General features: G+C 58.0%; 23 protein-coding genes and 3 pseudogenes. 14 read left to right on the top strand and 12 right to left on the bottom strand.

All coding sequences use genetic code 11. The features are described from left to right. Positions 1-37: 37 nt before the first annotated feature. The gene (locus QWJ46_RS18125) at positions 38-1,201 is read right to left on the bottom strand and encodes a sialidase family protein (RefSeq protein ID WP_302752572.1); all 1,164 of its coding nucleotides are present in this window, start codon (positions 1,199-1,201) and stop codon (positions 38-40) included. A gap of 240 nt (positions 1,202-1,441) precedes the next feature. On the opposite strand from QWJ46_RS18125, the gene QWJ46_RS18120 reads away from it, so the two are divergent. From QWJ46_RS18120 to QWJ46_RS18090, 7 genes are all read left to right on the top strand, one after another. Then, positions 1,442-1,771 (top strand): helix-turn-helix transcriptional regulator, encoded by a 330-nt coding sequence (locus tag QWJ46_RS18120; protein ID WP_302752570.1) that lies wholly within the window; start codon positions 1,442-1,444, stop codon positions 1,769-1,771. Beyond that, complete coding sequence (locus QWJ46_RS18115) at positions 1,768-2,232, top strand: SRPBCC domain-containing protein (protein WP_302752568.1); 465 nt, start codon at positions 1,768-1,770, stop codon at positions 2,230-2,232. The genes QWJ46_RS18120 and QWJ46_RS18115 overlap by 4 nt, the downstream gene beginning before the upstream one ends. 45 nt (positions 2,233-2,277) lie before the next feature. Next, complete coding sequence (locus QWJ46_RS18110) at positions 2,278-2,694, top strand: GFA family protein (protein ID WP_184459431.1); 417 nt, start codon at positions 2,278-2,280, stop codon at positions 2,692-2,694. A gap of 191 nt (positions 2,695-2,885) precedes the next feature. After that, positions 2,886-3,215: a helix-turn-helix transcriptional regulator gene (locus tag QWJ46_RS18105; protein WP_184459430.1), complete on the top strand. Its 330-nt coding sequence runs from the start codon at positions 2,886-2,888 to the stop codon at positions 3,213-3,215. Then, the gene (locus tag QWJ46_RS18100; protein WP_302752567.1) at positions 3,212-3,697 is read left to right on the top strand and encodes an SRPBCC domain-containing protein; all 486 of its coding nucleotides are present in this window, start codon (positions 3,212-3,214) and stop codon (positions 3,695-3,697) included. The genes QWJ46_RS18105 and QWJ46_RS18100 overlap by 4 nt, the downstream gene beginning before the upstream one ends. Then, positions 3,690-4,310 (top strand): glutathione S-transferase family protein, encoded by a 621-nt coding sequence (locus tag QWJ46_RS18095; protein WP_184459428.1) that lies wholly within the window; start codon positions 3,690-3,692, stop codon positions 4,308-4,310. The genes QWJ46_RS18100 and QWJ46_RS18095 overlap by 8 nt, the downstream gene beginning before the upstream one ends. A gap of 156 nt (positions 4,311-4,466) precedes the next feature. Further along, positions 4,467-5,363 (top strand): alpha/beta hydrolase, encoded by an 897-nt coding sequence (locus tag QWJ46_RS18090; RefSeq protein WP_302752566.1) that lies wholly within the window; start codon positions 4,467-4,469, stop codon positions 5,361-5,363. Here QWJ46_RS18090 and QWJ46_RS18085 read toward each other — a convergent pair. Next, on the bottom strand, positions 5,333-5,671 hold the full coding sequence (locus QWJ46_RS18085) for an antibiotic biosynthesis monooxygenase (RefSeq protein ID WP_302752564.1): 339 nt from the start codon (positions 5,669-5,671) through the stop codon (positions 5,333-5,335). The two genes, QWJ46_RS18090 and QWJ46_RS18085, sit on opposite strands and share 31 nt — an antisense overlap. A 205-nt stretch (positions 5,672-5,876) precedes the next feature. Between QWJ46_RS18085 and QWJ46_RS18080 the strand changes: the two genes are divergently transcribed. Both QWJ46_RS18080 and QWJ46_RS18075 read left to right on the top strand, forming a co-directional pair. Continuing rightward, positions 5,877-6,314 carry a hypothetical protein gene (locus QWJ46_RS18080; RefSeq protein ID WP_302752562.1) on the top strand — a complete coding sequence of 146 codons (438 nt, stop codon included), beginning with the start codon at positions 5,877-5,879 and terminating at the stop codon, positions 6,312-6,314. A 510-nt stretch (positions 6,315-6,824) separates the two neighbouring features. Next, positions 6,825-12,155, top strand: a complete 5,331-nt coding sequence (locus QWJ46_RS18075) for a DUF4082 domain-containing protein (protein ID WP_302752560.1) — start codon at positions 6,825-6,827, stop codon at positions 12,153-12,155. Between the two features lie 906 nt (positions 12,156-13,061). On the opposite strand, the gene QWJ46_RS18070 is transcribed toward QWJ46_RS18075, so the two are convergent. Continuing rightward, positions 13,062-13,745: a phosphatase PAP2 family protein gene (locus QWJ46_RS18070; protein ID WP_302752559.1), complete on the bottom strand. Its 684-nt coding sequence runs from the start codon at positions 13,743-13,745 to the stop codon at positions 13,062-13,064. 270 nt (positions 13,746-14,015) lie between these two features. After that, a pseudogene (locus QWJ46_RS18065) lies at positions 14,016-14,237 on the bottom strand (hypothetical protein). 287 nt (positions 14,238-14,524) lie between these two features. Between QWJ46_RS18065 and QWJ46_RS18060 the strand changes: the two are divergent. Continuing rightward, a pseudogene (locus QWJ46_RS18060) lies at positions 14,525-15,457 on the top strand (sialate O-acetylesterase); the annotation flags it as partial. Positions 15,458-15,718: 261 nt separating this feature from the next. Here the strand turns inward: QWJ46_RS18060 and QWJ46_RS18055 are convergent. Then, positions 15,719-16,450, bottom strand: a complete 732-nt coding sequence (locus QWJ46_RS18055; protein ID WP_302752729.1) for an SOS response-associated peptidase — start codon at positions 16,448-16,450, stop codon at positions 15,719-15,721. A gap of 218 nt (positions 16,451-16,668) precedes the next feature. Here QWJ46_RS18055 and QWJ46_RS31285 point away from each other — a divergent pair, with 218 nt between their 5' ends. Continuing rightward, positions 16,669-16,836: a hypothetical protein gene (locus QWJ46_RS31285; RefSeq protein ID WP_368046096.1), complete on the top strand. Its 168-nt coding sequence runs from the start codon at positions 16,669-16,671 to the stop codon at positions 16,834-16,836. Here the strand turns inward: QWJ46_RS31285 and QWJ46_RS18050 are convergent. Continuing rightward, on the bottom strand, positions 16,833-17,312 hold the full coding sequence (locus tag QWJ46_RS18050) for a hypothetical protein (RefSeq protein WP_302752555.1): 480 nt from the start codon (positions 17,310-17,312) through the stop codon (positions 16,833-16,835). The genes QWJ46_RS31285 and QWJ46_RS18050 overlap by 4 nt on opposite strands. A gap of 133 nt (positions 17,313-17,445) precedes the next feature. Here QWJ46_RS18050 and QWJ46_RS18045 point away from each other — a divergent pair, with 133 nt between their 5' ends. Then, a complete protein-coding gene (locus QWJ46_RS18045) occupies positions 17,446-17,841 on the top strand; it encodes a hypothetical protein (protein ID WP_302752554.1) in 396 nt (131 codons plus the stop codon). Positions 17,842-17,984: 143 nt separating this feature from the next. Here QWJ46_RS18045 and QWJ46_RS18040 read toward each other — a convergent pair. From QWJ46_RS18040 to QWJ46_RS18025, 4 genes and pseudogenes are all read right to left on the bottom strand, one after another. Continuing rightward, positions 17,985-18,265: pseudogene (locus QWJ46_RS18040) on the bottom strand (CopG family transcriptional regulator). Between the two features lie 579 nt (positions 18,266-18,844). Continuing rightward, a complete protein-coding gene (locus QWJ46_RS18035; protein WP_302752552.1) occupies positions 18,845-19,003 on the bottom strand; it encodes a hypothetical protein in 159 nt (52 codons plus the stop codon). A 610-nt stretch (positions 19,004-19,613) separates the two neighbouring features. Further along, positions 19,614-19,898, bottom strand: coding sequence for a hypothetical protein (locus QWJ46_RS18030; protein WP_302752551.1), 285 nt, complete (start codon positions 19,896-19,898; stop codon positions 19,614-19,616). A gap of 137 nt (positions 19,899-20,035) precedes the next feature. Continuing rightward, the gene (locus QWJ46_RS18025; RefSeq protein ID WP_302752550.1) at positions 20,036-20,449 is read right to left on the bottom strand and encodes a hypothetical protein; all 414 of its coding nucleotides are present in this window, start codon (positions 20,447-20,449) and stop codon (positions 20,036-20,038) included. Between the two features lie 202 nt (positions 20,450-20,651). Between QWJ46_RS18025 and QWJ46_RS18020 the strand changes: the two genes are divergently transcribed. Next, positions 20,652-21,149: a hypothetical protein gene (locus QWJ46_RS18020; RefSeq protein ID WP_302752548.1), complete on the top strand. Its 498-nt coding sequence runs from the start codon at positions 20,652-20,654 to the stop codon at positions 21,147-21,149. A 64-nt stretch (positions 21,150-21,213) separates the two neighbouring features. Here the strand turns inward: QWJ46_RS18020 and QWJ46_RS18015 are convergent, their stop codons facing one another. After that, positions 21,214-21,555: an NIPSNAP family protein gene (locus QWJ46_RS18015; protein WP_302752547.1), complete on the bottom strand. Its 342-nt coding sequence runs from the start codon at positions 21,553-21,555 to the stop codon at positions 21,214-21,216. Positions 21,556-21,766: 211 nt separating this feature from the next. Continuing rightward, the gene (locus tag QWJ46_RS18010) at positions 21,767-23,728 is read right to left on the bottom strand and encodes an elongation factor G (RefSeq protein ID WP_302752545.1); all 1,962 of its coding nucleotides are present in this window, start codon (positions 23,726-23,728) and stop codon (positions 21,767-21,769) included. Between the two features lie 335 nt (positions 23,729-24,063). On the opposite strand from QWJ46_RS18010, the gene QWJ46_RS18005 reads away from it, so the two are divergent. Beyond that, positions 24,064-25,161 carry a branched-chain amino acid ABC transporter substrate-binding protein gene (locus QWJ46_RS18005; protein WP_302752544.1) on the top strand — a complete coding sequence of 366 codons (1,098 nt, stop codon included), beginning with the start codon at positions 24,064-24,066 and terminating at the stop codon, positions 25,159-25,161. The last annotated feature ends 44 nt before the right edge of the window (positions 25,162-25,205 follow it).

Below are 25,205 nucleotides of genomic sequence, written 5' to 3'. Positions count from 1 at the left end.
GAACCACGGGTGCCCCGCTTTGTTCCCCGAATGCGCTTCAAACGTTCCTCTTCGGCATGGCGCAGAACTGCGACTGCGATGAAGCAGCGCCGTCCTCGACTCCTTCTTGATCTCTGGCAGGCGTGACAATGGATGCTGCGAGGTAACGCTCCTCCCTGTCGCCATCGTTGAAGTAGTAGACGGCGAGCAGGGATCCCTCACCGCGTTCTACGATTCTGGGATAACCGAGATCAGCCGTGCCGCCGTCGCTGCGGATGACCTTCTCGGCGCCCCATGTCTGGCCGTCATTGAAACTCATGCGCATCCTGATGCCAAATGGCGGATCACGGTAGCCGTAGACGAGCAGAAGCATGCCTCCGATCCGTCCGAGCGCTGGCGGATTGCCATTGCTGCCCGTGTCGTCGACGATGCAGCCTTTCCGCGTCCAGGTCTTCCCTTCGTCGTCGGAGGTGAAGGCTTCTATCCAACCCTTGCCGCCGCCCCTGCCCATGCAGCGCGTCAAGGTCAGGATGGCGCCACCGGAAAGTGCCGTGGATGCCGGCATGATCGAATAGCCCTCAGGTTCCGGGCCGACAAAGCCTTGAAGGACGAAGCTGCGCCCGCCATCCACAGTGCGCGCGCAGAACACTCTACCTTCCGCACCGTCCTCTTTGGAGGTGCTGAGCATGAAGAGCGCATGCTCCCTGCAAAGAGCCACGATATCGGTGCGCGCCGAGATCGGAAGATGCAAGCCGGTAAAACGATATGGACCCTGCCATGTCAGGCATCGATCCCGGCTGACATAGAACCAGCTGACAGCATCGCCCTCCACATCGGTTCTGGCGCACATGACGATCGTCTCGGGATCGAGAAAGTCTATGGGCTCATCCAGAACGCAGAGGTCATCACGGACCGACAGATGGGGACGAACCTTGAGATCGGCGTTCAGGTGCTCGTCGGCCGAAAGCGAGTGCCCACCCGGCACGTGGCCGCAGAACGGCTCGCCCATCCATGTCAGTCCGCCGTCCAGGCTGCGTGCCTGCCAGGGTACGAATGGATAATCACGGTCCAGTTCGTGCAACTCCCCCTTCGCTCCGAGTTTGCCGCGCGCAAAGACGACGACGATTTCGTCACCCCAGGACCAGAGACCATAATTTGCCGGCCAGGCTGCGAACTCACCCTGTCTGCGGTAGATTTCAAGATGGCGCATTTGCATGTCCATGGAGGCTTCCGGGCGGTTAGAGCACGTGGAATTCTCCTGCTTCCGCAAACTTCGCAGGTCTGACGAGGTTCCAGCCCGCCTCGCAATCCGGTGCGATGTCATGGTGTCGGCTCCCCGCCGAATTCGCGGATATCCGTAAGATGACAAGCCGCGACTGGGCGATCGCATCCCCGGAACGATGGTTCAAAGATTAAAACAATTAGTCTTGACTAATCAATTAGCGATGCCTATTGTTTCCGCATGATCCAGACCGCCCCCATCACTACCGTCATGCGCGCCCTTGCCGATCCCACCCGGCGAGCCGTGTTCGAGCAGATCGTCCTCTCCAAGGAGATCACCGTCGTCGAACTGACGCGGGCAAGCACCGTCACCCAGGGTGCCGTCTCGCAGCATCTGAAGGCGCTGAAGCAGGCGGGCCTGGTCACTGAGCGCCCTGAAGGCCGCAATGTCTATTATCGTGCCGAGCCGGAGGGGCTTGCGCCGCTTGTCGACTGGATGAGCCATTACGGCACCTTCTGGCGCGAACGTTTTGCCGATCTCAGAACCTTGCTGAAGGAAATCGATCCATGACCGACACCGCATTGAAGCCCGACACGCAGCAGATCGTCGTCGACGAAGTGTTCCCGCACGCGCCGGAAACGATCTGGAAAACGCTAATCACGGCCGAGTTGATGGGCCGCTGGCTGATGATGCCTGAAGGATTTGAGCCGGTCGAGGGCAAGCGCTTCACCTACCAGACGACGCCGGCCGGCGGCTGGGACGGCACCATTCACTGTGAGGTGCTGGAGGTAAAGCCGAACGAGCGTCTCTCCTATGCCTGGAAAGGCGGGCACGCGGGAAATACCGGCTACGGCTCGCCGCTCGATACCGTCGTCACCTTCATCCTTTCCGGAGCCGGAAACGGCACCCGGCTGCGCCTCGTCCATTCGGGCTTCCTGCTGCCGAAAAACGAAACCGCCTTCCAGAAGATGGGCGAAGGCTGGAAGAAGGTCGTGAAGAATATCGGCGCCCTCGCCGGCGGCGAGGACTGAGCCGACCGAAGACTGCGTCCCGTCCAAGTTCATCAGGAGAAAGCAATGAGCAAGCCCTATACCGGCGGCTGCGCCTGCGGCGCCATCCATTACGAGATCGCCGCCGAGCCGATTGCGATGAACGACTGCCAGTGCCGCGACTGCCAGCGGACGAGCGGCACCGGCCACGGATCCTATCTGACCTTCCCGAGCCGCCAGGCGGTGAAGCTCGAAGGTGAGGCCAGCCACTGGCAGATGGTCGCCGACAACGGCAACGTCAAGACGCGCGGCTTCTGCCCGGCCTGCGGCGCGCCCGTTTATCTGACCTTCTCCTATATGCCCGATTTCTTCACCATCCACGCCGCCAGTCTCGACGAGCCGGAGCGATATCAGCCGCAAATGGCAACCTACACCGTGCGCGGCCTCGCCTGGGATCGGGTCGACCCTGATGTGCCGAACTTCGAAAAGATGCCGCCGATGTGAGGCAGGCGCAGCGCCCGCAAAATGGTCTCTCGGGTACTCGGTCGCGAGCGGGGAAGGTTCCGCTCACGACATCGTCGCTTGCCCACCAGGGGTCGAGTTTCTTCCTGTCATTGCCGATCCAGCGCAAAATTGTCTTTGACATTTCGCCGCACAGAATATAACCATTTGGCTATATAGCTGATTGGTGATGCATGGACGAGCGACTCGATGCGATTTTTTCCGCCCTCTCCGACCCCACACGGAGAGCAATTCTCGCGCGGCTCGCCAACGGCAAGGCGACCGTAGCCGAGCTTGCGGATCCCTTCGAACTGTCTCAGCCCGCCATCTCAAAGCATCTCAAGGTCCTGGAACAGGCCGGCTTGATCCGTTCTGGCCGGGAAGCGAATTCGCGTCCCCGCATCCTCGAGCCGGCAGCCTTGAAGACAATTGCGGATTGGGTCGCCGATTACCGGCGCTTCTGGGATGAAAGCTTCGACCGTCTCGATGACTATCTCTCCAAGGTACAAGGATACGAAAAATGACCAATCCAGAGACCGCCAGCGACAACAGCCACGACCTGGTTCTCGTGCGAAGGTTCGATGCCCCCTGCGATCTCGTTTTCAGGGCATGGACTGACCCGAAAGCCTTGGCGCAGTGGTGTGGTCCTCATGGCTTCAAGGCAGTGGGCGACAGACTTGAAGCCTGGCCCGGCGGCAGACACCGCGCCTGTCTGATCGCACCGGACGGAGAAGAGCATTGGGTCGGCGGAAAATATCTGGAGGTCGAGCCGCCGCACAGGCTTGTCTTCACCCATGCCTGGGAGATCGTATCAGGCGAAACCAGCCCCGAAACGATCGTCACCATCACCTTCAGGGAAAGCGAAGGAGGCACGGAAATGACGTTTCGGCAGAGTGGATTTGCAAGCGCATCCTCACGTGAGGGTCACGAATCCGGTTGGTCGCAAAGTTTCGAGCGATTGAGCTTTTTTCTCGGAGCTGAACCCGAAGGGCCGAACCATGCGTAAGGCGGCGATGAAGCTCTACTATTGCGAGACGCTCAATCCGCGGAAGGCCTGCGCCGCCGCTCGTTTTCTTCAGGCCGACGTCGAGTTCGTCAGGGTTGACCTGGCTAGCGGAGAGCAGCGCAGCGCGGAATTCCTGGCGCTGAACCCGAACGGCAAAGTCCCGGTGCTGCAGGATGATGCCGGAACCTTATGGGAAGCGAACGCCATCATGTGCAGGCTGTCTGACGCAGTCGCGTCGGATTTCTGGCCGCATGACCACCGGCAGATCGACGTGCTGCGCTGGTTGAGCTGGGATGCCAGCCATTTCACCCGGCACGGGGCGACGCTGTGGTTTGAAACCTTGATCAAGCCGTTGTTCGGCGGAGAGCCTGACGTCGCCGTGATCGAAGACGCGAAGACGAGTTTTCGGCTCCATGCCCGGGTGCTCGACGATCATCTGGCAGCCAACAGCGTCGCCGTCGGCAAGACACTGACCGTCGCAGATTTCGCATTGGCCGCCGCGCTTCCTTATGCAACCGATGCCGACATACCACTCGCCGAATTCCGGCATATCCAAAAGTGGTACGGACGGCTTGAAGAACTGAATGCTTGGCAAAACCCTTTTCCAGCCTGAGGGGTAAAGTCTCTGAGAACATCGTCGTCTCTCGACCTCTTCTCCGCAGCAACGATTCGTGTATATATTGCCACTATGCCGAGCACACCACGCGGCGATAGGCAGCGTTGCTGCAAAGCACCATGGGCATTGCCAAACCGGCGGGTACATTCTGTCGTGAGTACCACAAGATACTTGCTGATATTGCCACTGATGGCGGCCATTGCCTACATGGCGATCGTGGCTCTGGTCTATTTTTCGCAGCGAAGCCTGCTTTATCCCGAAGCCGGCGCTACACCTGCTCCGGACCACCCGAGTTGGGGCGAGTCGGTCCACGTCAAAACGCCCGACGGTGAGATGCTTCTAGCGCTGTACAGCCAGGGCAACAGCGACAAGCCCTGCGTGCTCCTCTTTTTCGGAAACGGCGACCGCGTCGACAATTACGCCTTTCTCGCACAGGCGCTGGCCACACACAGGATCGGCTTGCTGGCGATTTCCTATCGCGGCTATCCCGGCTCGACCGGCTCCCCCAGCGAGCAGGGGCTGCTGACGGACGGCATCGCCGCGTTCGACTGGCTTTCGGCACACGCCGGAAGCGAGATCGTCGTGCTCGGCCGGTCACTTGGCACCGGCGTTGCTGTGAACACGGCCGCGAACAGGCCGGCCGTTGGCGTCATTCTTGTATCGCCGTACCTGTCGGTTCTGTCGGTTGCGCAGGCGCGTTTTCCGTACCTCCCGGCTGAAATTCTTCTCAAGGATCCGTTTCGATCGGACCTCAACATCGGCAAGGTCAGACAACCGAAGTTGTTCCTGCACGGCCGGCTTGATGACAGCATCCCGCTGTCTTCAGGGCAGGCGCTGTACGAGATCGCACCCGAGCCCAAGCGAATGGTGATCTATGACGGTGTTGGCCACAACGACATTTTCAGCGGCAGCCTGGTCGCTGACGTCATCCGTTTCGTCGAAGCGCTGAAAGGAAACGGCCCGAGATCCCGTCACGAACGGGAGCCGGTTCCCGGCGGGACCCGGTCTGACGGCGAAGATCATCGCGATGATTCGGCTTCGAACCCATAGGCTCTTTCAACGAGCGCCACGCGGATTTCATAACCCGTATACCAGGCTGCCCGGCCCCGGCGTTGTGCTTCGACGTGATCGACAACCGCTTTCCAGGCCCGGATGCTTTCTTCGTCCCGCCAATAAGAGTTGATGATGCCGAAACCATCGGCACGGCGGGCGCTTTCGAAACCCAGAAATCCGGGCTGCCGCTTTGCCAGTTCCACCATCGCAGCGCCGACGTCACCATAGCCGTCCTCGATCTCCGTCCGTTGCGATGAGAAGCAGACGACGTAATAGGGTGGTGCAGGTAAGGTCGCGATAGACATGCCAAATCCTCGTTGCCGACAGACAGGAAATATTTGCAACCATCCATGTGCGGTCAATCCGCAACCCATGCCTGCACAAGGCAGAGGTAACGCGGCAACTCTCTCCGAGCTCGCAGCGGTTGGCGCGATATCTCACATTGCAATCACCTGAGCATAAGATAAACGTGAGTTTGGATATTGCTAAAACCATGGGGCGAAAGAAATAATGCTGCGTCTGCGATTTTTGAAAGAGAATCATATCTCGATTTCTCTGATTTCCGTCATTTTGGGCCTGTCCGGATGCGTCACCAGCACCGACGGCATTCAAAAATCTCAGGATCAAAGTCGCGCTCTGAGTGGAGAGCGGACAAAAATGGGTCAGTCTTACAATCTGAATGCCGATTGCACAGCCGCGACAATACCCAAGGTGCGGCTGGTGCAAGCGCCGGCGCATGGGTCGGTGAATTTTGTCAGCGAAGGTGTTTATTCAAACTATAAAGAGTCGCAGCGCGTGAAGTGCAATTCCAGAAAATCTCCAGGCGTTTCGGAATACTACACCTCCCAAACCGGCTATTTTGGAAAAGACATGTACAAGGTCAGAGTGTCTTACGGTGAGGGAACCGTGAAGGACGTCACCGTCAATATCAATGTGATCAAGAACTAAAGACGCTCTTGCGGTGCGCGGGCTGCGAGTTCGGCCGAGACGCACCCCCACTCTCCGTGATTCCAGGCCTTGCGCCTGGAATCCATGGCTTGGCCGATCACGCTAAGGGCAGATCCTTGGGGAACGACAGCGAAAGGCGCCGCCCTGCCCTGCGCCTTGCCGCGTGCACTCTTCGCTAGTCCTTGCTCAGGAAACGCGCGCGATCGACATGGCACTTGCCGGCCACGCAGCAGAGCCACGAAAGCCTCGACTTCATTGGCGCATTGAGTGACAAAAGCCGCGTCGTCCGCATCCATTTGCCAGCCTGCAACTGAGCTCCAGCGCACTCAGGACGTGTGAGGAGTGACAGAATTCTACCCATAAAGAGCTAATTGGAAAGTCCAAAGGATCGGAGCATAGTCCGCCCAGTGGAGTTCAGCGCGCGTGGGGAAATGCGGGACACTGGACTCCTGCGGCCACGCCTCGACGACTTAGCAGGCAACATCGACAGGTTGATGCGGAGGTAGCGTGATGGCGCAGGGCGTTGTTTCTCTCAGCGGGACTCTGACTCAAGATCAGACTTTGGCGGCAAACGTCACGGATGTTGACGGGTTACCATCGGGGACGGTCATTACCTATCAGTGGCAGCAGAGCAGCGATAACGGTGCCACATGGAGCAACATAACAGGTGCAGCCACAGCCTCCCTGACCTTGCAGCAAGCCCAAGTCGGGAAGCGGGTGCGGGCAACCGCTGCTTACACCGATGCTTTGGGTAACCAGGAACTGGTTGCCAGCACCAACAATGCCGCCGTCGCCAACGTGAACGATATCGGCGTCGTCACGATCACCGGTACACCCCTACAAGGCCAAGCCCTGACCGCCGCGGTCTCGGAACCGGATGGGCTCGCCAACGTGTCGATCACATATCGTTGGCAGCAACTGATCGGAACCACCTGGAGCAACATCGCGGGCGCCACCAGTTCAACGTGGACACTTCAGGCAGCGCAGGTCGGCAGGCAAGTCCGCGTCCAGGTAACCTATAAAGATCAGTCGGGAGGAACCGAAAACAATCGAACCAGCCTGGCCACGTCCCCGATCGTCGCGAGTAATCCTGCCGGCTACGACCTTGGCGTCGTTTCCATCATCGGGGCCGCAACTCAAAATCGGACGATCGCGGCTGGTGTTACCGATGTCGACGGGCTCCCGACCGGGACCATCGTCGCTTACCAATGGCAGCAAAGCAGCGATGGCGGCGGCACGTGGGGCAACATTGCCGGTGCCACTGCGAAAACACTCAGCCTGCAGCAAGCACTGGTTGGGAAGCAGGTTCGAGCGACCGCCACCTACACCGATGCCCTTGGGAACAACGAGACGGTCGCCAGCGGTCCGACGACGGCAGTCGCCAACCTGAACGACATAGGCGTGGCGACGATCACCGGTACGCCGGTTCAAGGCCAAGCCCTGACCGCGGCCGTTACCGACCTCGATGGGCTCGCCAACGTGTCGATCACCTATCGCTGGCAGCAGCTGATCGGGACGACATGGACCGACATCGCCGGAGCCACCGGTCGGAGCTGGACACTCCAGGCGGCGCAGGTGGGCAGGCAAGTCCGTGTGAGGACCACTTACACCGATCAGCTGGGTGGTATCGAAACCAACCGGGCGAGCGCGCCGACCGCAGCGATTGTCAGTGCAAACAACCACCCGGGTGTGCTTGGCATCAGCGGGACGGCGACGCAGGGTCAAGTGTTGACGGCCGCCGTCACCGACGCGGACGGTGTGCCGGGATCGGTGACCTATCAGTGGCAGCAGAGCAGCAACGGCACCACCTGGAGCAATATCGGCGGAGCGACTGCCAAGACGCTGACCCTGCAGCAGGCCCAGGTCGGCAATTTCGTGCGGGCAACGGCCAGTTACATCGACAATCTGGGCAACAGCGAGAATGTCACCAGCCCGGCGACGCCCTCGGCAGTCGCCAATGTCAATGATCCCGGCGTGATCTCGATCAGTGGCATAGCGAGCCAAGGCCAGACCTTGACCGCCAGCCTGAGTGACATCGATGGCCTGCCGGCAAGCGTCAGCTACCTGTGGCAGAGCAGCGACAACGGCACTACGTGGAGTGACGTCGCGGCCGGGCAAAGCCTGACACTGGGCAGCAGTCTCGTCGGCAAGCGCGTGCGGGTGAATGCCACTTATACCGACCTGCGTGGCACTGGCGAGAACGTCGTGAGCGCGGCGACTGCCCCGATTACCTCAGTAAGTTCCAGCCCCGTCAGCCTCTTCACCACCCAGACGCCGGCCCAGCCCAACTTCACCGACGGACCTGGAGTGGACTGGGAAGTCGGGATGCGCTTCGTCAGCAGCAATACCGGTTCGATCCAGGCGGTCCGCTATTACAAGGCCCCCAGCGAGACCGGCACGCATGTCGGCCGCATCTGGTCGGCTACCGGGCAGCAGCTGGCAAGCGTCACCTTCACCAACGAGACAGCCTCAGGCTGGCAGCAGCAGACTTTGGCAAGCCCGCTGGTCATCAATGCCGGCACCACCTATGTCGTCTCGGTCAATGCCAACAGCTACTATTCGCTGACCTCGAACGGCTTTGCCAACCCCATCAGCAATGGCGGATTGACCGCCCCGGTCGGCGCCGGTGTCTACAACGAAACCATCGGCACGTTTCCAACCCTTGTCTACCAGAACGAAAACTACTTCCGTGATGTCGTGTTTTCTGCTGCGGCGGCGAATCCCGACAACCACCCGGGTGTGCTTGGCATCACCGGGACCGCGACGCAAGGTCAGGTGTTGACGGCCGCCGTCACCGACGCGGACGGTGTGCCGGGATCGGTGACCTATCAGTGGCAGCAGAGCAGCAACGGCACCACCTGGAGCAATATCGGCGGAGCGACTGCCAAGACGCTGACCCTGCAGCAGGCCCAGGTCGGCAATTTCGTGCGGGCAACGGCCAGTTACATCGACAATCTGGGCAACAGCGAGAATGTCACCAGCCCGGCGACGCCCTCGGCAGTCGCCAATGTCAATGATCCCGGCGTGATCTCGATCAGTGGCATAGCGAGCCAAGGCCAGACCTTGACCGCCAGCCTGAGTGACATCGATGGCCTGCCGGCAAGCGTCAGCTACCTGTGGCAGAGCAGCGACAACGGCACTACGTGGAGTGACGTCGCGGCCGGGCAAAGCCTGACACTGGGCAGCAGTCTCGTCGGCAAGCGCGTGCGGGTGAATGCCACTTATACCGACCTGCGTGGCACTGGCGAGAACGTCGTGAGCGCGGCGACTGCCCCGATTACCTCAGTAAGTTCCAGCCCCGTCAGCCTCTTCACCACCCAGACGCCGGCCCAGCCCAACTTCACCGACGGACCTGGAGTGGACTGGGAAGTCGGGATGCGCTTCGTCAGCAGCAATACCGGTTCGATCCAGGCGGTCCGCTATTACAAGGCCCCCAGCGAGACCGGCACGCATGTCGGCCGCATCTGGTCGGCTACCGGGCAGCAGCTGGCAAGCGTCACCTTCACCAACGAGACAGCCTCAGGCTGGCAGCAGCAGACTTTGGCAAGCCCGCTGGTCATCAATGCCGGCACCACCTATGTCGTCTCGGTCAATGCCAACAGCTACTATTCGCTGACATCGAACGGCTTCGCCAACCCGATCAGCAATGGCGGATTGACCGCCCCGGTCGGCGCCGGCGTCTACAACGAAACCATCGGCACGTTTCCAACCCTTGTCTACCAGAACGAAAACTACTTCCGCGACGTCGTGTTTTCTGCTGGATCAAGCGTTGCCTTGCGGGACAACGCCACCATCTACGTCAGTGAAACAGCGGGCGCTGCAACAATCACCGTCGTTCGCACAGGCAGCACGAGCGGGCAGCTGACACTGGAGTACACGACCAACGAGATCGGCGGAGCCGGAGCGGCGCAGGCTGGAGCGGACTATACGTTGCCGACCTTCAATGGCCGAGCCAATACCGGGCAAGTTGTTTTCGAGGACGGCGAGAGCAGCAAGACGTTTGCCATCCCGATCGTCAATGATCCTGATGCCGAAGGGACCGAGACATTTTCTGTCGGCATCCAGAATCCCGGACCTGGTGGCTCCCTGGCAGCGCCGCGGACTGTTCTGGTCTCCATCGTCGACAACGATTCCGCACCAACCATCTCCCTGAACAATCCGGTCATCACCTTGTCGGAGGCGGCGGCCGCCGCCACTATCACGGTTCAGCGCAGTGGAAACATCGATGCCACGGCAACCGTTGCATATGCAACGAGCAATGGCAGCGCGATCGCGGGCTCCGATTATACGACAACAACGGGAGTGCTCACCTTTGCCGCAGGGCAAGCGATCCAGACCATTTCTGTTCCGCTGCTCAACAACACCACGGCCGAGAGCAACGAAAGCTTCACGTTAACCTTGAGCAACCCGACAGGTGCTGTCCTGGGGAGCCAAACGACTGCGACCGTCAACATCCTGGACGACGACAGCAACCTCGGCAATCTGGTCCGACAGACCGTCGTGTCCGGCTTGACCGAGCCAACGGCCTTGGAGTGGACCCCCGATGGCCGCTATATGGTTGTCGCGCAACAGAATGGCATTGTGCGGGTGGTGGACAACGGCACGCTGAGATCGACGCCGCTTGTCGATTTGTCCAGCCAGGTCAACTATACGCCCGGAGACCGGGGGATGCTGGGGCTGGCAATTCATCCGAACTTCGCGGCAAATCCATACGTCTATCTGCTCTACACTTACGATCCGCCGGAAACCGCGACTGGAACGGGCCTGGCGGGACCGGATACCAAAGGGAACCGTCCTTCGCGCCTCGTTCGGCTTACGGTCAACCCCAACACGATGATTGCCGATCCGGCCAGCATGGTCGTGCTGGCCGGTACCAATAGCACCTGGGCATACACCAGCCGTCCGGATCTTGACAGTACCGGCGCTGTGAACATACCGCCGTCCGGCATCGTGAACGGCACCACCATTACCGCCCCTGCAAGCCAGATCGAGGTGGGAACGCAGGACAACGATCCAGATCGCGCCGGAATCCAGAACCAGAATATTCGGGACTATCTGGCGACGGACAGTGACTCCCATTCCAATGGAGCACTCCATTTCGGGCCCGACGGCATGCTGTACTTCAGCAACGGAGACGGCACCTCATACAATTTCATGGACCCTCGCACGGTTCGCGCTCAAGACGTTCACAATCTGTCCGGAAAAGTCCTGAGGATAGATCCGATGACCGGCGCGGGCGTTCCGGGGAACCCCTTCTATGACCCCGCAGATCCGAACAGCAATCAGTCCAAGGTATTCTATTCGGGCGTGCGCAACGCCTATCGCTTCACCTTCGATCCAGTGACCAACCTGCCCGTGCTCGGAGATGTCGGCTGGACCACTTGGGAGGAAATAAATACCGGCCCTGCAGGATCGAATTTCGGTTGGCCGTATCTGGAAGGTCCTGGCCGAACGGGCGGCTACCAGGATCTCCCTCAGGCGATCAGCTTCTACAACAATGGGAACCGAAACAGTCCTTCTGATCAGGCTGCTGTTTTTCCGCTGCTATCGAGAAGCCACGGTTCGCCCGACAACGCCACTGCGATCACCGTCGGGGACTTCTACAACGACAACACCCTGATGTTTGCGGATCTTGTCAATGGAAATGTCTACACCGCAACGATGAACGCAAGCCGGCAGATCTCGAACGTACAGGTCTTCGATACGGGCGTCCCCTATCTGGTAGACATTCAGAAGGGACCTGACGGCTGGCTTTACGGTGCCGATTTGGGCACCGGCACTATCCGTCGCTGGGCAGACCCCAATGCGCCGACCGGCGCGACCCTGTTGACACCGACTTGAGCCGCAGCATTCGGGAGGGGATTGGTGGCACGGATCATTCAGTCGTCGTGAACAGCAGCGCCAGGCATTGTGGACATTGGAACATGAGCCGCCGCCAAACATTATGTGCTTGCAACCCGGCTCATTCCCATTGAAGGAGATTCCACGTGAATAACTTAATCTGGCTCGTCGGCGCCGTAGTCATCGTGCTCGCTATCCTGAGCTTCTTCGGCTTCCGTTGAGAAAGAAGTGCGGCGGCTCAACTGCACCATCCATGAACGCAGGAGCACGCCGCTACGCCGGACGAACAACCCGACCGGCGCAGCATGTTATATGGGGAGCATTAGCAGCGACTTAAATGTCTGCCGTCGTACCCACTGTGGATCGAGGCTGTCCCGTCGAACTCGCGAGCTGGACGCGTCCGCGTATGATGGCGTCTCAAACAGAAACGGCGCCATGAGGCCGTGGGTGTTAGAGCCCTTCACTTTGATAAGATCCGAGGATGAGCTCGACTGAACATCACTCGGCGATTTCTTTCGAATTCTCCTGGAAGTGGGCTCGGGCAGTCTCGTCAAGATCGATCAGCTTGTCGATCGCTTCCTGAATCAACGGCGGGTGATCGGGTGTAGTGCGGTTCCGGTACGATGCCGGAAAAAAAGCCCCGCCGAAACGGGGCAAGTCTTGACAACACGGATCGCACAGGAGGAACACCCGTGCTTTCCTGTTGCCTCAACGAAAGAGGGACCGGCTAGGTTCCATTACGATGTTGGAGTAGTTGAACTCAGCTTCGGCCTTTTTAATTCAGGCCAATCTCCGCTTGCTACGATCTCGATTCTCGCCAGCCGGCCGCCCAAGTCGTCTATGTGATCCGGAACCGCCTGCAGTGGAAGGATGTGCCGTTTATCCGAGCTCGTCGAACTCTCGCAATCACGAAATGAGGTGTTGAATGGCCCTTCCGACGAGCCGCAGCTCGTCGAACTGCGTCACCAATTCATAGGATATGACAAAGAAACCAGAGAAGAACAAACCTGGAAAGCGCTCCTCAACCATTAGCACAGACGGCATCAATAGCTTCTGAAGAGGGCGTGCAACCAGAAGGGCTGTGCACACGCCTACAAAAGCGCCACCCAGGATGTCGGTCGCATAATGATAGCCAGCATAGATGCGCGGCAGGCAAATCACGAACGTCGACCAGATGAAGCAGGCCGCACCAAGCGGTCGGGATGCACGCCACATCGTTGTCGATACCGCGAAGGTCAGTGCGGCATGGTCACTGGGGAATGAACTCCAATGCTCAAGCGCTTTCGGATCAACGCCCAAAGGCAGCACGAAGTCGGGATTGCCTGAATGCAGCGGCCTGAGACGCTCTGGCAGAAACAGTTGTATAAATCGAGATATGCCAATTCCGAAGAACATGTCGATGATGCATTCGACAACAACTGACTTCCACTTATTTCGAAAAAACCATAGAAACCACAATAATATAAATAAAGTCAGAAATTTTACAGTGTTCAAGTCAAGAAAATGAATAATGAGCTTATTCGCTGTAATCGACTTTGATGAATACTGAGCCATCAGCTTCATCACGAAGGTGTCGAGACTATTCAGCATTGAGAAGCCAGCCAATTTTCTTTGGTTTGAGTGATCTATGATGTTATACTTATGTCATCATCCCGTTAGGACCACTTGCGGCAGCCGGCGACACAGCAACAGTGCTCGGCGATCACGTTCGCTCCCGAAGCCGTCGAATGCCTTCACAGCGGCGTCTCGACGGCGACTTGTTCCCCGCATTGGCACGAAATGACCGAGATAGCGCCGTAAGACGCTCGCGACGGCGACCGCAGAGGCGGCATCGGTCAAGGCGCGGGATTGCGTCATTGTTCAACACTTCAGTCGGTTCTCTCTTACCTCGAGCTTTCGTCTCAAAGCCTGTTCCTGCTCGTAGGTCTTGTGAGGAAAATGCTCCCAGCACCATCAGTGAACCGGTATCGCCTTCGAGGGGCTGTGGCCGAAGCCGCCCCACTCGCCGCAACCCTCTTCCTCGCAGTAGTGCTCAATGATCACATTAGCGCCCGGCGCCGATGCAGAGAAAATGCCCCGCAGGTAAGCGCACGGGGCATTTTGTACTAACGTGCCGCCAACCGGAGGAGTCGCGGCTTGTAGAAGAATGACATGTTTCTCTGGCGGTTCAACTAGCCTTAAATGCTAATCTTGTTGTGGAAATTAGGTCGCGCTGAGATCAACCAGATTGATAATCTCCGGTCCACCATTGCTGAAGGTGGTTACCCGGCGGGAGGTTCGCAAGTTAATAAGTTTAGGCAATTGATCATCTACAGAACCCCACCATACTTTTATGTGACACGGCCGTATGACAATTAAAAGGTAAAGTTATGCGTACAATGCTAGCAGTCGGCGGGGCCGCCGTGATCGCAATGTACTTTGTCGGCGGCATGAGCGCGAGACATGAGATCTTTCCCTGGCCACAACTTTCCGCGATGAAGAAAATGGTTGTCGGAGAGAAGGCTGCGGCTCCAAGCCGTTATACTTTCGACGACAAGCAACGACTCGTCGGGGATGAATCGAAAACGCTTGTGACCTGCCCTGCTCAAACCGATCGAACTGCTGTCTTGCTCATTCTTGGCCAATCGAACGCGGCCAACCACGGCGGACAACGGTACCGGTCAAATTATGGCGCGCGCGTTGTAAACGCCTTTGACAAACGGTGCTTCATCGCGGCATCGCCACTTCTTGGATCGACCGATACCAGGGGAGAGTACTGGACGCTTCTCGGGAACAAATTGATCGAATCGGGACAAAACGACAGCGTCATCCTCGCACCTCTCGCATATTCCGGATCTCAGGTCGCACGATGGGCGCCAGGCGGGGACCTCAATCCTATGCTGGTCGATACAGTGACACAGCTTCACGATTCCGGTTATCGGGTAACGAGCGTCCTCTGGGTGCAAGGAGAGGCGGACCTCGTTCACGGCACCACCGGGGAGGCCTATCAGGAACGTTTCCTGTCGATGGTCGACACATTACGTCAGAACGGCGTCGAAGCACCCGTTTACATTTCGATCGCATCGAAATGCCTGGAACCGAGCAACGGCGGCTTCAAGGAGCACATTCCGGACAATGCGATCGTACGGGCGCAACTGGCCCTGTCGAAAAGCGGCCACGGTATCCGAGAGGGTGTCAATTCTGACGCGTTACTCGATGGAGACGACCGCTACGACGATTGCCATATCGGGGGCTCAGGCGCTGAGAAAGTGTCGCAGGCCTGGCTGAACCTTCTGCGTGGCGAGAGCCACCTGGAATCCTCACCACAGTCTTCACTTTTGGGGCCACCGGCCAAAGCGGGGCGAGTCTTGTCAACACGGATCACACCGAAGGAATACTCGTTGTTTCCTGCTGTACAACAAGACGGAATTGGTAAGTGAGCGGTTGCGAAGCCGAGCTCGACGCCGGCTGGGGCTTAAATGAGCGGTCGGGCCGCACATGTGCAAAGAGGCAGGGGAGTGGACCAAAACCTTGCTTCTGCGCTGCTCGACACCTCGGCCATGAATGAACGGCGGTTCCGGCCCTCAGCTAAGGCGACGGTTCCGATGCCGCTGCGGATCTAGATTGACCGGGCTGATGATCTCGGGGCCGGTATTCTTGAGATTGTCAACGCCCGTGCCAATCGGCCACATGGTCATAAGGTCGGCCGAGTATGGCTTCATCAGGTCGGATGGATTTGGATCAGGAGATAGCCAGCGCTCATAGTCTTGCCGACGGAGAATGACTGGCATTCGTTCACCGATTGTCGTCATCATCTCATTCGGCGCGCAGGTGATGACGGCGAAGGTGCGGATATCGATGCCAGCCGGGTGGCGCCAGACCTCCCACATGCCTGCAAGAGCAAACAGAACGTCCGTCTTCATCGCGATAGCATAGGGTTGTTTTTCTCGGCTGTGGGGGGACGATTTCCACCCAAAGAATCCGTTGACTGGGATCAAGCAGCGGCGAGACCGGTAGGCAGGTCCGGCGAGTTTGTGTGAGGCAATCTTTTCGCAGCGGACATCGACCAATGGGAGACGCCGGTCGCTGGGCGTTCTAGATGCCGACACCAGCCCCCACTTTGCTATTGCAAAGACCGGGGCAACGATACCGGTTCCCGGCGCTGCTTCTTGGATGATGATCGGAAAGACTTGGCTTGGTGAGCCGTTGTATCGAGGGATGCGGTCAATCAAGCCGTCAAGCTCGCCTTGTCCGGCGAAAGCGAAACTACGCGCGAGGTCGTGAAGCGATTCTTTGATATAAACGCGACTACACATTCCGTATTCCATGGGGGAGACTACTTACTTAGATATAATCCTCCCTCATCAGTTCAAGGCAGCTGAAATGTTTTCCCCGTCGGCACTTGTGAAGCGTCAATACTCAATCTGGGTGAATTGCCTTTTAAGATATGGCTGATCAACTGGCGGCATGACAAAGCCGCCTCGCAAGCCTTCCCAGCCGGAACTGGCTTTAAGGCAAGCCGCAAGAACCTGATCTGGATCAAGCCGAACTCGTCGCCGAGATCCAATACGGAGGCTGGACGCATGACGGGAAGCTCCGGCACCCGTCATATAAGGAGTTGAGGGAGGAGCAGGATGGTCATGGAACTCGGACCAGACCGTCACGACAGGAAAGTCTCAGCGCCACACGAACGCAAAATTAGACCGTCAGGTTAGGGATGAACGACCACTCCTCGGCCATGAACTCGAGCGTTTCGTCGCGAAAATAATAGAGAAAATGTCGAGAGTTAGCGGTGTCTGCATGGATTGTTTCCCACGGCACGGCATCGCGGATCGGGTCGTGGCCAACTAACTCATAGAATTCGCCCCAACGCGGAGCTATGCCACTGTAGCGACCATGGCCATCTACCTTATACCATTCATGATCGTTGGTGTCGTCCCAGCGCCACCGGCTGCAGCCAATGAAGCTTAGAGTGCCCCATGTCTCATCAAACTTCGCACCGGCCTTCCAAAATAGGTTCAAAGTCCTGAGAATACCCGACGGTTTTTCGTCTCGCGCGGGCCTATGCGAGCGGAAACAGACGTTGACCTTGGAGCCCGCAACTGAAAGCTGAGGCTCGGGGGCATTTGGCTCGGCAACCCAACCCAGGCCGAGCTGTAGTTCTACAAACTCTAGCATGGACGACGACTAGCCGAATTGCATGACGGCTTCCACCCAACGTGTCATCAATCATGCAAATCGAGCACACAACTCATTGACATCAATCTCCTGGAAACTACAATCTCCGATTGACAAGACAGGAGGCCGACCAGTGAAAAATCAGGTGCTCAGGGACTACCTCATCTTTCTCATGCCCGCCTTTGTCATTCCGCTGGGCTTGTACCTCACTGATGAGACCTCTTCACCGACCACACTGTTCAAGCTTGGCTTGCTGTTTCCGCTCTTTTTGCTTGCGATTAAGGGACTGGCTGGTTTCTTTCCGCCCGAGAACCTGCGAGAACGATCCGTTGCCCGAATAGCTGAATACGCTATCCTGCAGGGCTTGGTTTTTGCAGCATTTATGTCGATGTTCGGCGGCTTTATGCAACCCGAGTTGCAGTCCAGCTTCCTTTCGACATTGCGTCAGTTTGCATTTGCTGCCGTGCCGGTTTCTGCGTTCCACTTTGTATCGGCGCTGAACGCACAAAAGAAGCTGCGTGCATCTTAAATGCTTCCAACCAGTTCTTACTAATTGGCTTTCAACTTTGCGACGTGGAAATTATATGCAGTGAACAGTTCATCTGCGCGATGGTTGGCAGGGTGATGCCCATTTAACGTTCGCACGTCGGTGCCCACCAAGAATATCGCGGCTCACGCACTCCCATCAACATCGCCATCTTCGTCCGTGCACCGGCAGACAGGTGTTCTTCTCCATCCACTCCCGGACGATATCTCTGATAGCGTGCTCGCGCGTCAGCACCAACTCGCTCGAGACATCCCGTAGGGCCTCTTCAGTGTCGTCGTCGAGCGCGATCGAGCCGGCATTGCGCACCAGCAGGTGGCGCGGCGCAGGAAGATCTGCAAAAATCCTGCGTGGAAATATCGTCTATCCGGTTGGCGGCGTAGAGGGTGGCGGTTTCGGACTTGGTCATGGTCTCTTGCCGAGAACTGGTTCCTTAACGGGCTCCGCGCACTGGAATGTGTCGCCGACCGAGACCGTTCTTTCGGTGGGGCAATCATCCAAATTGCGTTGGAATGGAAAAGCGCAGCCGACGAGGAGCCCAGTTGCGAGAAATATGAAAATAAGACGGATCATCATCTCTTGGTACAACCACCGTCGCGATTTGCGAATGCCGGGCCTGAACACATGACGGGAAGCTCCGGCACCCCTCATATTAGGGGCTGAGGGAGGAACAGGATCACGCCGTGGTTTACGAACTGGAACTGCCAGCTACCGACCGCAGTCCGCACAATGTTTAACGATTCCTAGCAAACCCAAAGCGAGCCCCGTCGTCAAAAAAGAGCTTATCGCCACTGTGAAAGGCATAATCACGTAAAACTTCGCTTTCGGCGGCGCCAGTAAGCCCCCAACGTGGACTTCTGGCCCGAAATCTTTGCTGAAATCGAAGCCGTTCCTGCGGTAAAAAACGATCGATCTGATACACCAATACCAACTGCAAGCGCAAAGGCCGGCCAAGAAGCAAAAGGCAACCCATAAATTAAATCGCTCTTCACTCAATCAAAGCTTCCCCATCCGTCTTGCCATCTTCGTCGAGTTCGTGCACCGGCGCCCAAAAGCTGCCCCATGGCTCCGCTTCCATCAAACCGAAGAACACCAGGACTTCGACCCCTCTCTCGTCGGCACTGATGGATATCAAGGCTGCGGCCACCGTGAAGCGTCGTGGGGAATTTGGAGTAATCACAATTGTTCAATGAGTAGAAGGATATGTCGTCGCCTATCTTGTTGGCCGATAGTTCCCACTCAAAGGTATCTGGGCCGCCCAGACCACCTATCAAAGCCATAGTGCTCAGTTCCCAGAACCGATCCGGAGGGGGATACGGAAAACCATACAATGTCGCCTTCTTGCCGGTGAAGGTGCCTTTGATGACCCTCTTAATCTCCAGATCGACCCGTATCATCCGGGCCGGAAAGCCCGGAGAGAACAGAAGGCCGGACTCCCCGACTGAGAACGATATCGCGCGTGCCTCAACCACGAGCTTGGCCTTCGCAAACGTGTTGTCACGACATGGAGGGGTAGCGGCTGCCACACCTGGGAAGGAAAGCATCAGCGCAAGAATTGTCCGTATGCACGGTCGCAGAGATGAGTTTGCGGGCATCTTCGGCATCGGTATCCCTCTGATTTAGCCGATACCTATTTCAGAAGGATTGTGTGAGGCTTGATAGCACCACCGCGCAACACCTATCATGTTCAGGCCTGGACGCATGACGGCACTGCGCGGTGCTGCTCAAGAGGTGGCCATTTGCTTAAACCGGCCAGGCTAATTAGTTCCCGCCAAGCCTAAAACTATGAAAATCAACATAGCGGAGGTCACTACTACGAAAGAAGGTCCGGCGATAAAGAACTTCTCTTTTGGCTTCATCAACACGCAATCATCATCACCTCCGCGATCGGCCCAGTAGGCCTCGGGCCCGAAATCCTCGGTGAAATTGAAGCCGTTTCTACTGTAGAAGATGATCGACCTGATGAACCAATACCAGTAGTAGGCGCAAAAGGGCCCCACGATAAACGCGGCAATCCATAGCTGAATTCGGTCTTCGCTCACTCAAGCTTCCCCATCAACATCGCCATCTTCGTCCAGTTCGTGCACCGGAAGTGTTCTTCTCCGTCCACTCCCGGACGATGAACCTGATGGCGTCGCAACGCCGTTGCTTTCATCAAAGGACGTCCGCCTCGTGGCAACTATTGTAAAACGAAGCGCTTCTGCTCTTGCTCGACACGTTCCGGTGGATAGCAACCCTTCGCCCAGCTATAGCTGAATGCGACTCTATCAAACTTCCCTTGGAATTCGTTGACGGACCACTGCAGCAAAGCTCCTCGCCAAAACATACCTGCCAGCTTCTGGCAACCGAACCGAACACATCGGAGGTGTACGGCATCGGAGGGCGTACAAGTAAAGCCAAATGCCTGCAGCTTCCTGGCGAGGAGAGCTGGATTGCCGTTCGCTTCACTTACAAGGTTATCCACCCATCGCTCGTATTCCTTGACGCGGAGCGGCGGTTGGCTGTCAGCGCTTAAGGCCGCCGCTTTGGCGGGGTAACACCACGCAGAAATACAAAGTATGATCAGCAACCGAAAGACACGATAATTGCTCAAGAGGCGCTCCTAAGTCGCGGCTTTCAGCCGAGAGGTTTCCATCCGTCAAGCTAGCAGCGAAACCTCCAATCCGAGTGTCACATTGGTGGGACAAGGTAGCTTAGGAGAAAAGCAGTGGCATAGAAAGATGCGGGAGCCGGACCGTTGTCATACGCACCTACGCGTGCAATTCTGTCGCGTAGACTGTTTAGGCAAGGCGCACATGACGGCAACAACATTCGCATCTCCGCCCTGGTGGAGAATTGCAGTTGCACTAATTGTAGTGCCTTTGGTGGCATCCTTTGCATATGCGGTTTACAGCCCAGCCTACCAGGGCCTGTCGGATATGATGGAGCGCGTTGTCCAAACAACTGCAGTCGTCGCGTTCTTCGGTGCGTATCCGCCAACTGTTGTATTGGGGATACCATTGATACTCTATCTCAGGGGACGAGTACGGGCATCTCTTGCAAATTGTGCGATGGTCGGGGCCTCCATTGCGACCTTCCCGTGGCTTTGCCTAACTATATTTTTCGGCCCGGACGAGGCCTACACGAATGATCACATGACCTACCAGCACGGGATGATGACGTGGTGGGGATTGCTGGAAGCAATCGAATTGCTCACAGAAATAGCCGTATTTGGAATTGCCGCCGGTGGATTGTTCTGGCTGATCGCCGCGGCCGGCATCAAAAAACAGCCCCCTTCTAAAGTGTTTGAATAGCGGCTCTCGATATCGCCTGATGACGGTGCCGGACATGGTCATGCGATCTCGGCGGCCGTAATCGTTATTCCGACGGTTTGGAGAAGCCGCGGTAGAAACGTGTCGGCTTCAGCAGCGAACTGGTGATGTTGGCGACGATCGGCCCATCCGCCTCGCTCTTCGCCTTCGCTTCCTTCCACTCCGGATCGGCGATGAACTCGGACCATTTTTGCTCGCGCTCCGCCAGCGACCGCCATTCGAGCAGGTAGGTCAGATCGTTGCTGGAAGAACCGATCATCGTTGTCCAGAAGCCCAGTGAGCGGATGCCGAGGCGTTCCCAGATCGCCAGCGTCGCGGTCTCGAAACGCTGTTGCAGTGCCGGCAGCCTCTCTGGAAGACATGTATAGATGCGCAATTCGTGGATCATCGGATGCTCCTCATGAATGCCCTTTGGAGCGTCCTCAAGCCGCTCACGGTAATGAGGGGCAGCTTATAAATTTTCGTAAGGTAATCAATGGTTCCGCTATGCGCCATTCTCGAGCGAAATCGGAGCTCAGGCGCATTCCGAAAACCAGTACGAACTGACCGGCCCCGATCGCATGTCCCCCCAAGGCCGTCGAGGTATTGGCGCGAAGATTTCAGTGTGCGCCGCCCGTTTCCTCGTGTGCCCTCACGATGGCGTCCGCTTCCTTGCCGTATAGCTCCTCGAAGTGATCGAAGGTCTTGGAAAAGTAACCAATGCCCTGCGTCGCCGAGCGCAGCGCCCGCGCCAGATCGTCAAGTGCGCCGCCCGGAACAAGTGCCCGGAAGATGTCCCATCCCTTGGCGGTTTCATCCCGGTCGAAGCCGAGAACCTGACCCTTGAGGGCGGAAACGATCTGGACGAGGCTGCCGGAATAGATCGACGGAATGTGAATTTCGCTGCGGAAGACCGGTTGCATCAAGACCGCCGATCCTTCGGAAAGCGCCTGTCGCACTCCCATTCTCGACGCAGTCCTGAAGGCGTGTTCCGAACTGTCGACGGCATGGTGCTGACCGTCGAACAGCGTTACGCCGACATCGATGACCTGGAAACCGAGCGGCCCTTTCTCCATCGCTTCGCGCGCCCCTGCTTCGACGGCAGGGATGTAGTTGCGCGGAACGACGCCACCCTTGACGGTTTCGTTGAAGGTGAAGCCTCGGCCGCGCTCGTTGGGGCGAATGCTCAGCTTCACATCCGCGAATTGCCCGGCGCCGCCGGTCTGTTTGCGGTGCCGGTAGTGCACCTCGGACGGCTTCGCGATTGTCTCGCGGTAGATCGGGCTGGGCGTTCGATCGGTTACGTCGATGTGGAAGACCTCGGACAGGGTTCGGCAGAGATCGCGCAGATGTACCGGGCCCTGGGCGCGGACGAGCTGGGCGCCCGTACCTTCCTCTTGCAAAACGACAAGACCGCGATCCGTCTCGGAAAGTTTTGCAAGCGTTTCGGAGAGCTTGTTTTCATCGCGTACGCTGCCCGGGACCAGGATTCTTTCAAGCATCGGCGTCGGTGGCTCGGTCCATTCGGGCGGGGCGACCGTCGCATCTGATGTCAACAGCGACGGGACGGGCAAGTGGTCGGACTTGACCGTTGCGAAGACATCCCCGGGTGCAGGCGTGATCGCCGAGCTGGACCGTCCGTTTGCAGGATCCTGCACGGCGCCGAGGCCGGAGCCGCCCAGTGCTGCGCCTTGCCGCAGTCCCTCGCCAAACGCGCGCACGAGCACAGTCTTGCCGATATTCTGACGATGATAGGCATGGAAGCTCACGGCGGTCAGCTTGTTTTCATCCACATTGCCCGCACGAGCCAGGCGCTGTCGAAGAGCCGTGACCTGCGGCGCCTCGTGGCGCAGCGCTTTCATCAGCCTCATCATGCCGTTGCCGTGACTTGCGGCGCCGATCAGCACTGGAATGATCCTGTTTTCCCTGAGAATCCGCGATGAAATGGCATAGAGGGCGTCGCTGGGCGGCTCGCGATCTTCGATCAGTTCCTCAAGAAGCCAGTCATCGAATTCGGACAGGTGTTCCAAAAGCTCGCTGCGCGCTTCGTGCTCGCGCTCGGCAGCACTTTCGGGGATTGCGATCAGCGCCGAAGTCTGGCCTTCCCGGTAGCGCCACGCCCGCTCCGAAATCAGATCGCAACTGCCTATGATCCTGTCTCCCTCGCGGATCGGGATCTGGCGAAGCAAAAGCGTGTGGTTGGCGTAGTCTTGAAGCGCGGCGATCACGTCCCTCAGCCGCCCTCTCGGTTCGTCCATTCGGTTGACGAAGAGGATGCACGGCGTCCCCGAGGCTTCGACTATCCGCAGATAGGGCGCGGCGAGCACAGCCTCCTCGGGTGCCGATGAAACGCACAGGATGCAGGCGTCGCTGGCAAGAAGCGCGTGCTGCACATGCGCCAAGGCTTCGTTCGGTCCTGGCGCATCAAGCGCGCACCACGCCTCGTTTCCAAAGGTGAATTCTGTGAGGTTCAGGCCATAAGGGGAGCTGGATTTTCTCGGCGCTCCCTCCAACGAGCCGAGCTTTTCGACGACTGTTGATTTTCCTGTCTGCGAGGGTCCAAGCACGGTAAAGCAACGCATCGGCATTCCTCCAACTGCCATAAACACAATTCTCAGCCATCATAGGATGCCCTGAACCGCTGCAAGGCGCCAGAGGGGTTCGGTTTCAGAACGCTTTGACCTCAAAGACGTAGGAGCTGTTCCCGGCCAGCGGGGCTGACCGCAGGGCTGCAGACGCATCCAAAACGATCCATCCGGAGACTCCGAAGCTACTCCCACAAGTCGTCAGGCGTGAACTTGCGGGCTGCCGCACCTGACCGGCCCATACGGATAAGAGGCAAGTGCTGAGATATCTGCGCCTGCGCAGGGACTGTCGGCGGGAACAAAATTGGCGTAAGCTGTGAAGGAGGTTCACCATGCGCAGCAGCATCACTGCAGCTATCGTCGCGCTCGTCGTTTCGCTTGGCAGTCTAGCGCGGGCGGAGATCCTGATCGGAGCGGCAGGCCCGGTCACAGGACCGCTCGCCTGGATCGGGGAGCAGATGCAGCGCGGCACAGAGATGGCAGTGGCCGACATCAATGCGACTGGCGGCGTGCTCGGGCAGAAGGTGCAACTCATCACGGTCGACGACTTTTGCGATCCCGAGCAGGCTGTGGCGGCCGCCCAGAAACTGGTGGCTGATGGTGTGGTGCTCGTCATCGGGCATTACTGTTCCCAGGCCTCGATCCCGGCATCCAAGGTGTACGAGGCCGCGGGAGTTCTACAGATTTCACCCGGTTCGACCAATCCGCTGTTGACCGAACAAGGTCGTGCCAATGTTTTCCGCGTCATTGGTCGCGACGACGCGCAAGGGGTGGTAGCCGGCAACTATTTAGCCGATCGTTGGGGCGACAAGAAAATAGCGATCCTTCACGACAACACCACTTATGGGAAGGGGCTCGCCGACGAGACCAGGAAGCAGTTGAATAAGCGGGGTGTCACCGAAGCGATCTACGAGGCCTTCACCCCTGGGAAGAACGACTATACGGCAGAGATCTCCGCGTTACAGGGCGCCGGCATCGCCGTGTTGTATGTTGGTGGGTATTTGCCCGAGGTCGCGCTTATGGTTCGCGCTTCGCGAGACCGTGCCTACGCACTTCAACTCGTCTCAGGCGATGGCATGGCGAGCGAGGACTTTGCGCTGATCGCCGGATCTGCCGCGGAGGGTACCCTCTTCACATTTAGCGCGGACCCTCGGCGCGTCCCTCAGGCGGCTCAAGTCGTCGAGCGTTTCCGTGCCGAGAATTTCGAGCCTGCAGGCTACACACTGCTCAGTTACTCCGCCGTCCAGGTCTGGTCGCAGGCGGTGAAGAAGGCCGGTTCTTTAAGGCCGCAAGAGGTGATCGCCTCAATGCAAGGTAACCAATTTGAAACGGTAATGGGCCGGGTGGATTTCGACGACAAGGGCGACCTCACCGTGCAAAGCTGGATTTGGTATGTCTGGAAGGGTGGCGAATACGTGCCGCTGGAATAGTCAACCGCCGGCCGGGTGGATCGTTTTAGGCCAATCTGTGCAGA

Source organism: Rhizobium sp. CBN3 (genome assembly GCF_030518245.1).
In the GTDB taxonomy this organism is placed as follows: domain Bacteria; phylum Pseudomonadota; class Alphaproteobacteria; order Rhizobiales; family Rhizobiaceae; genus Rhizobium; species Rhizobium aethiopicum_A.
This window is presented reverse-complemented; position numbering and strand designations above follow the sequence as displayed.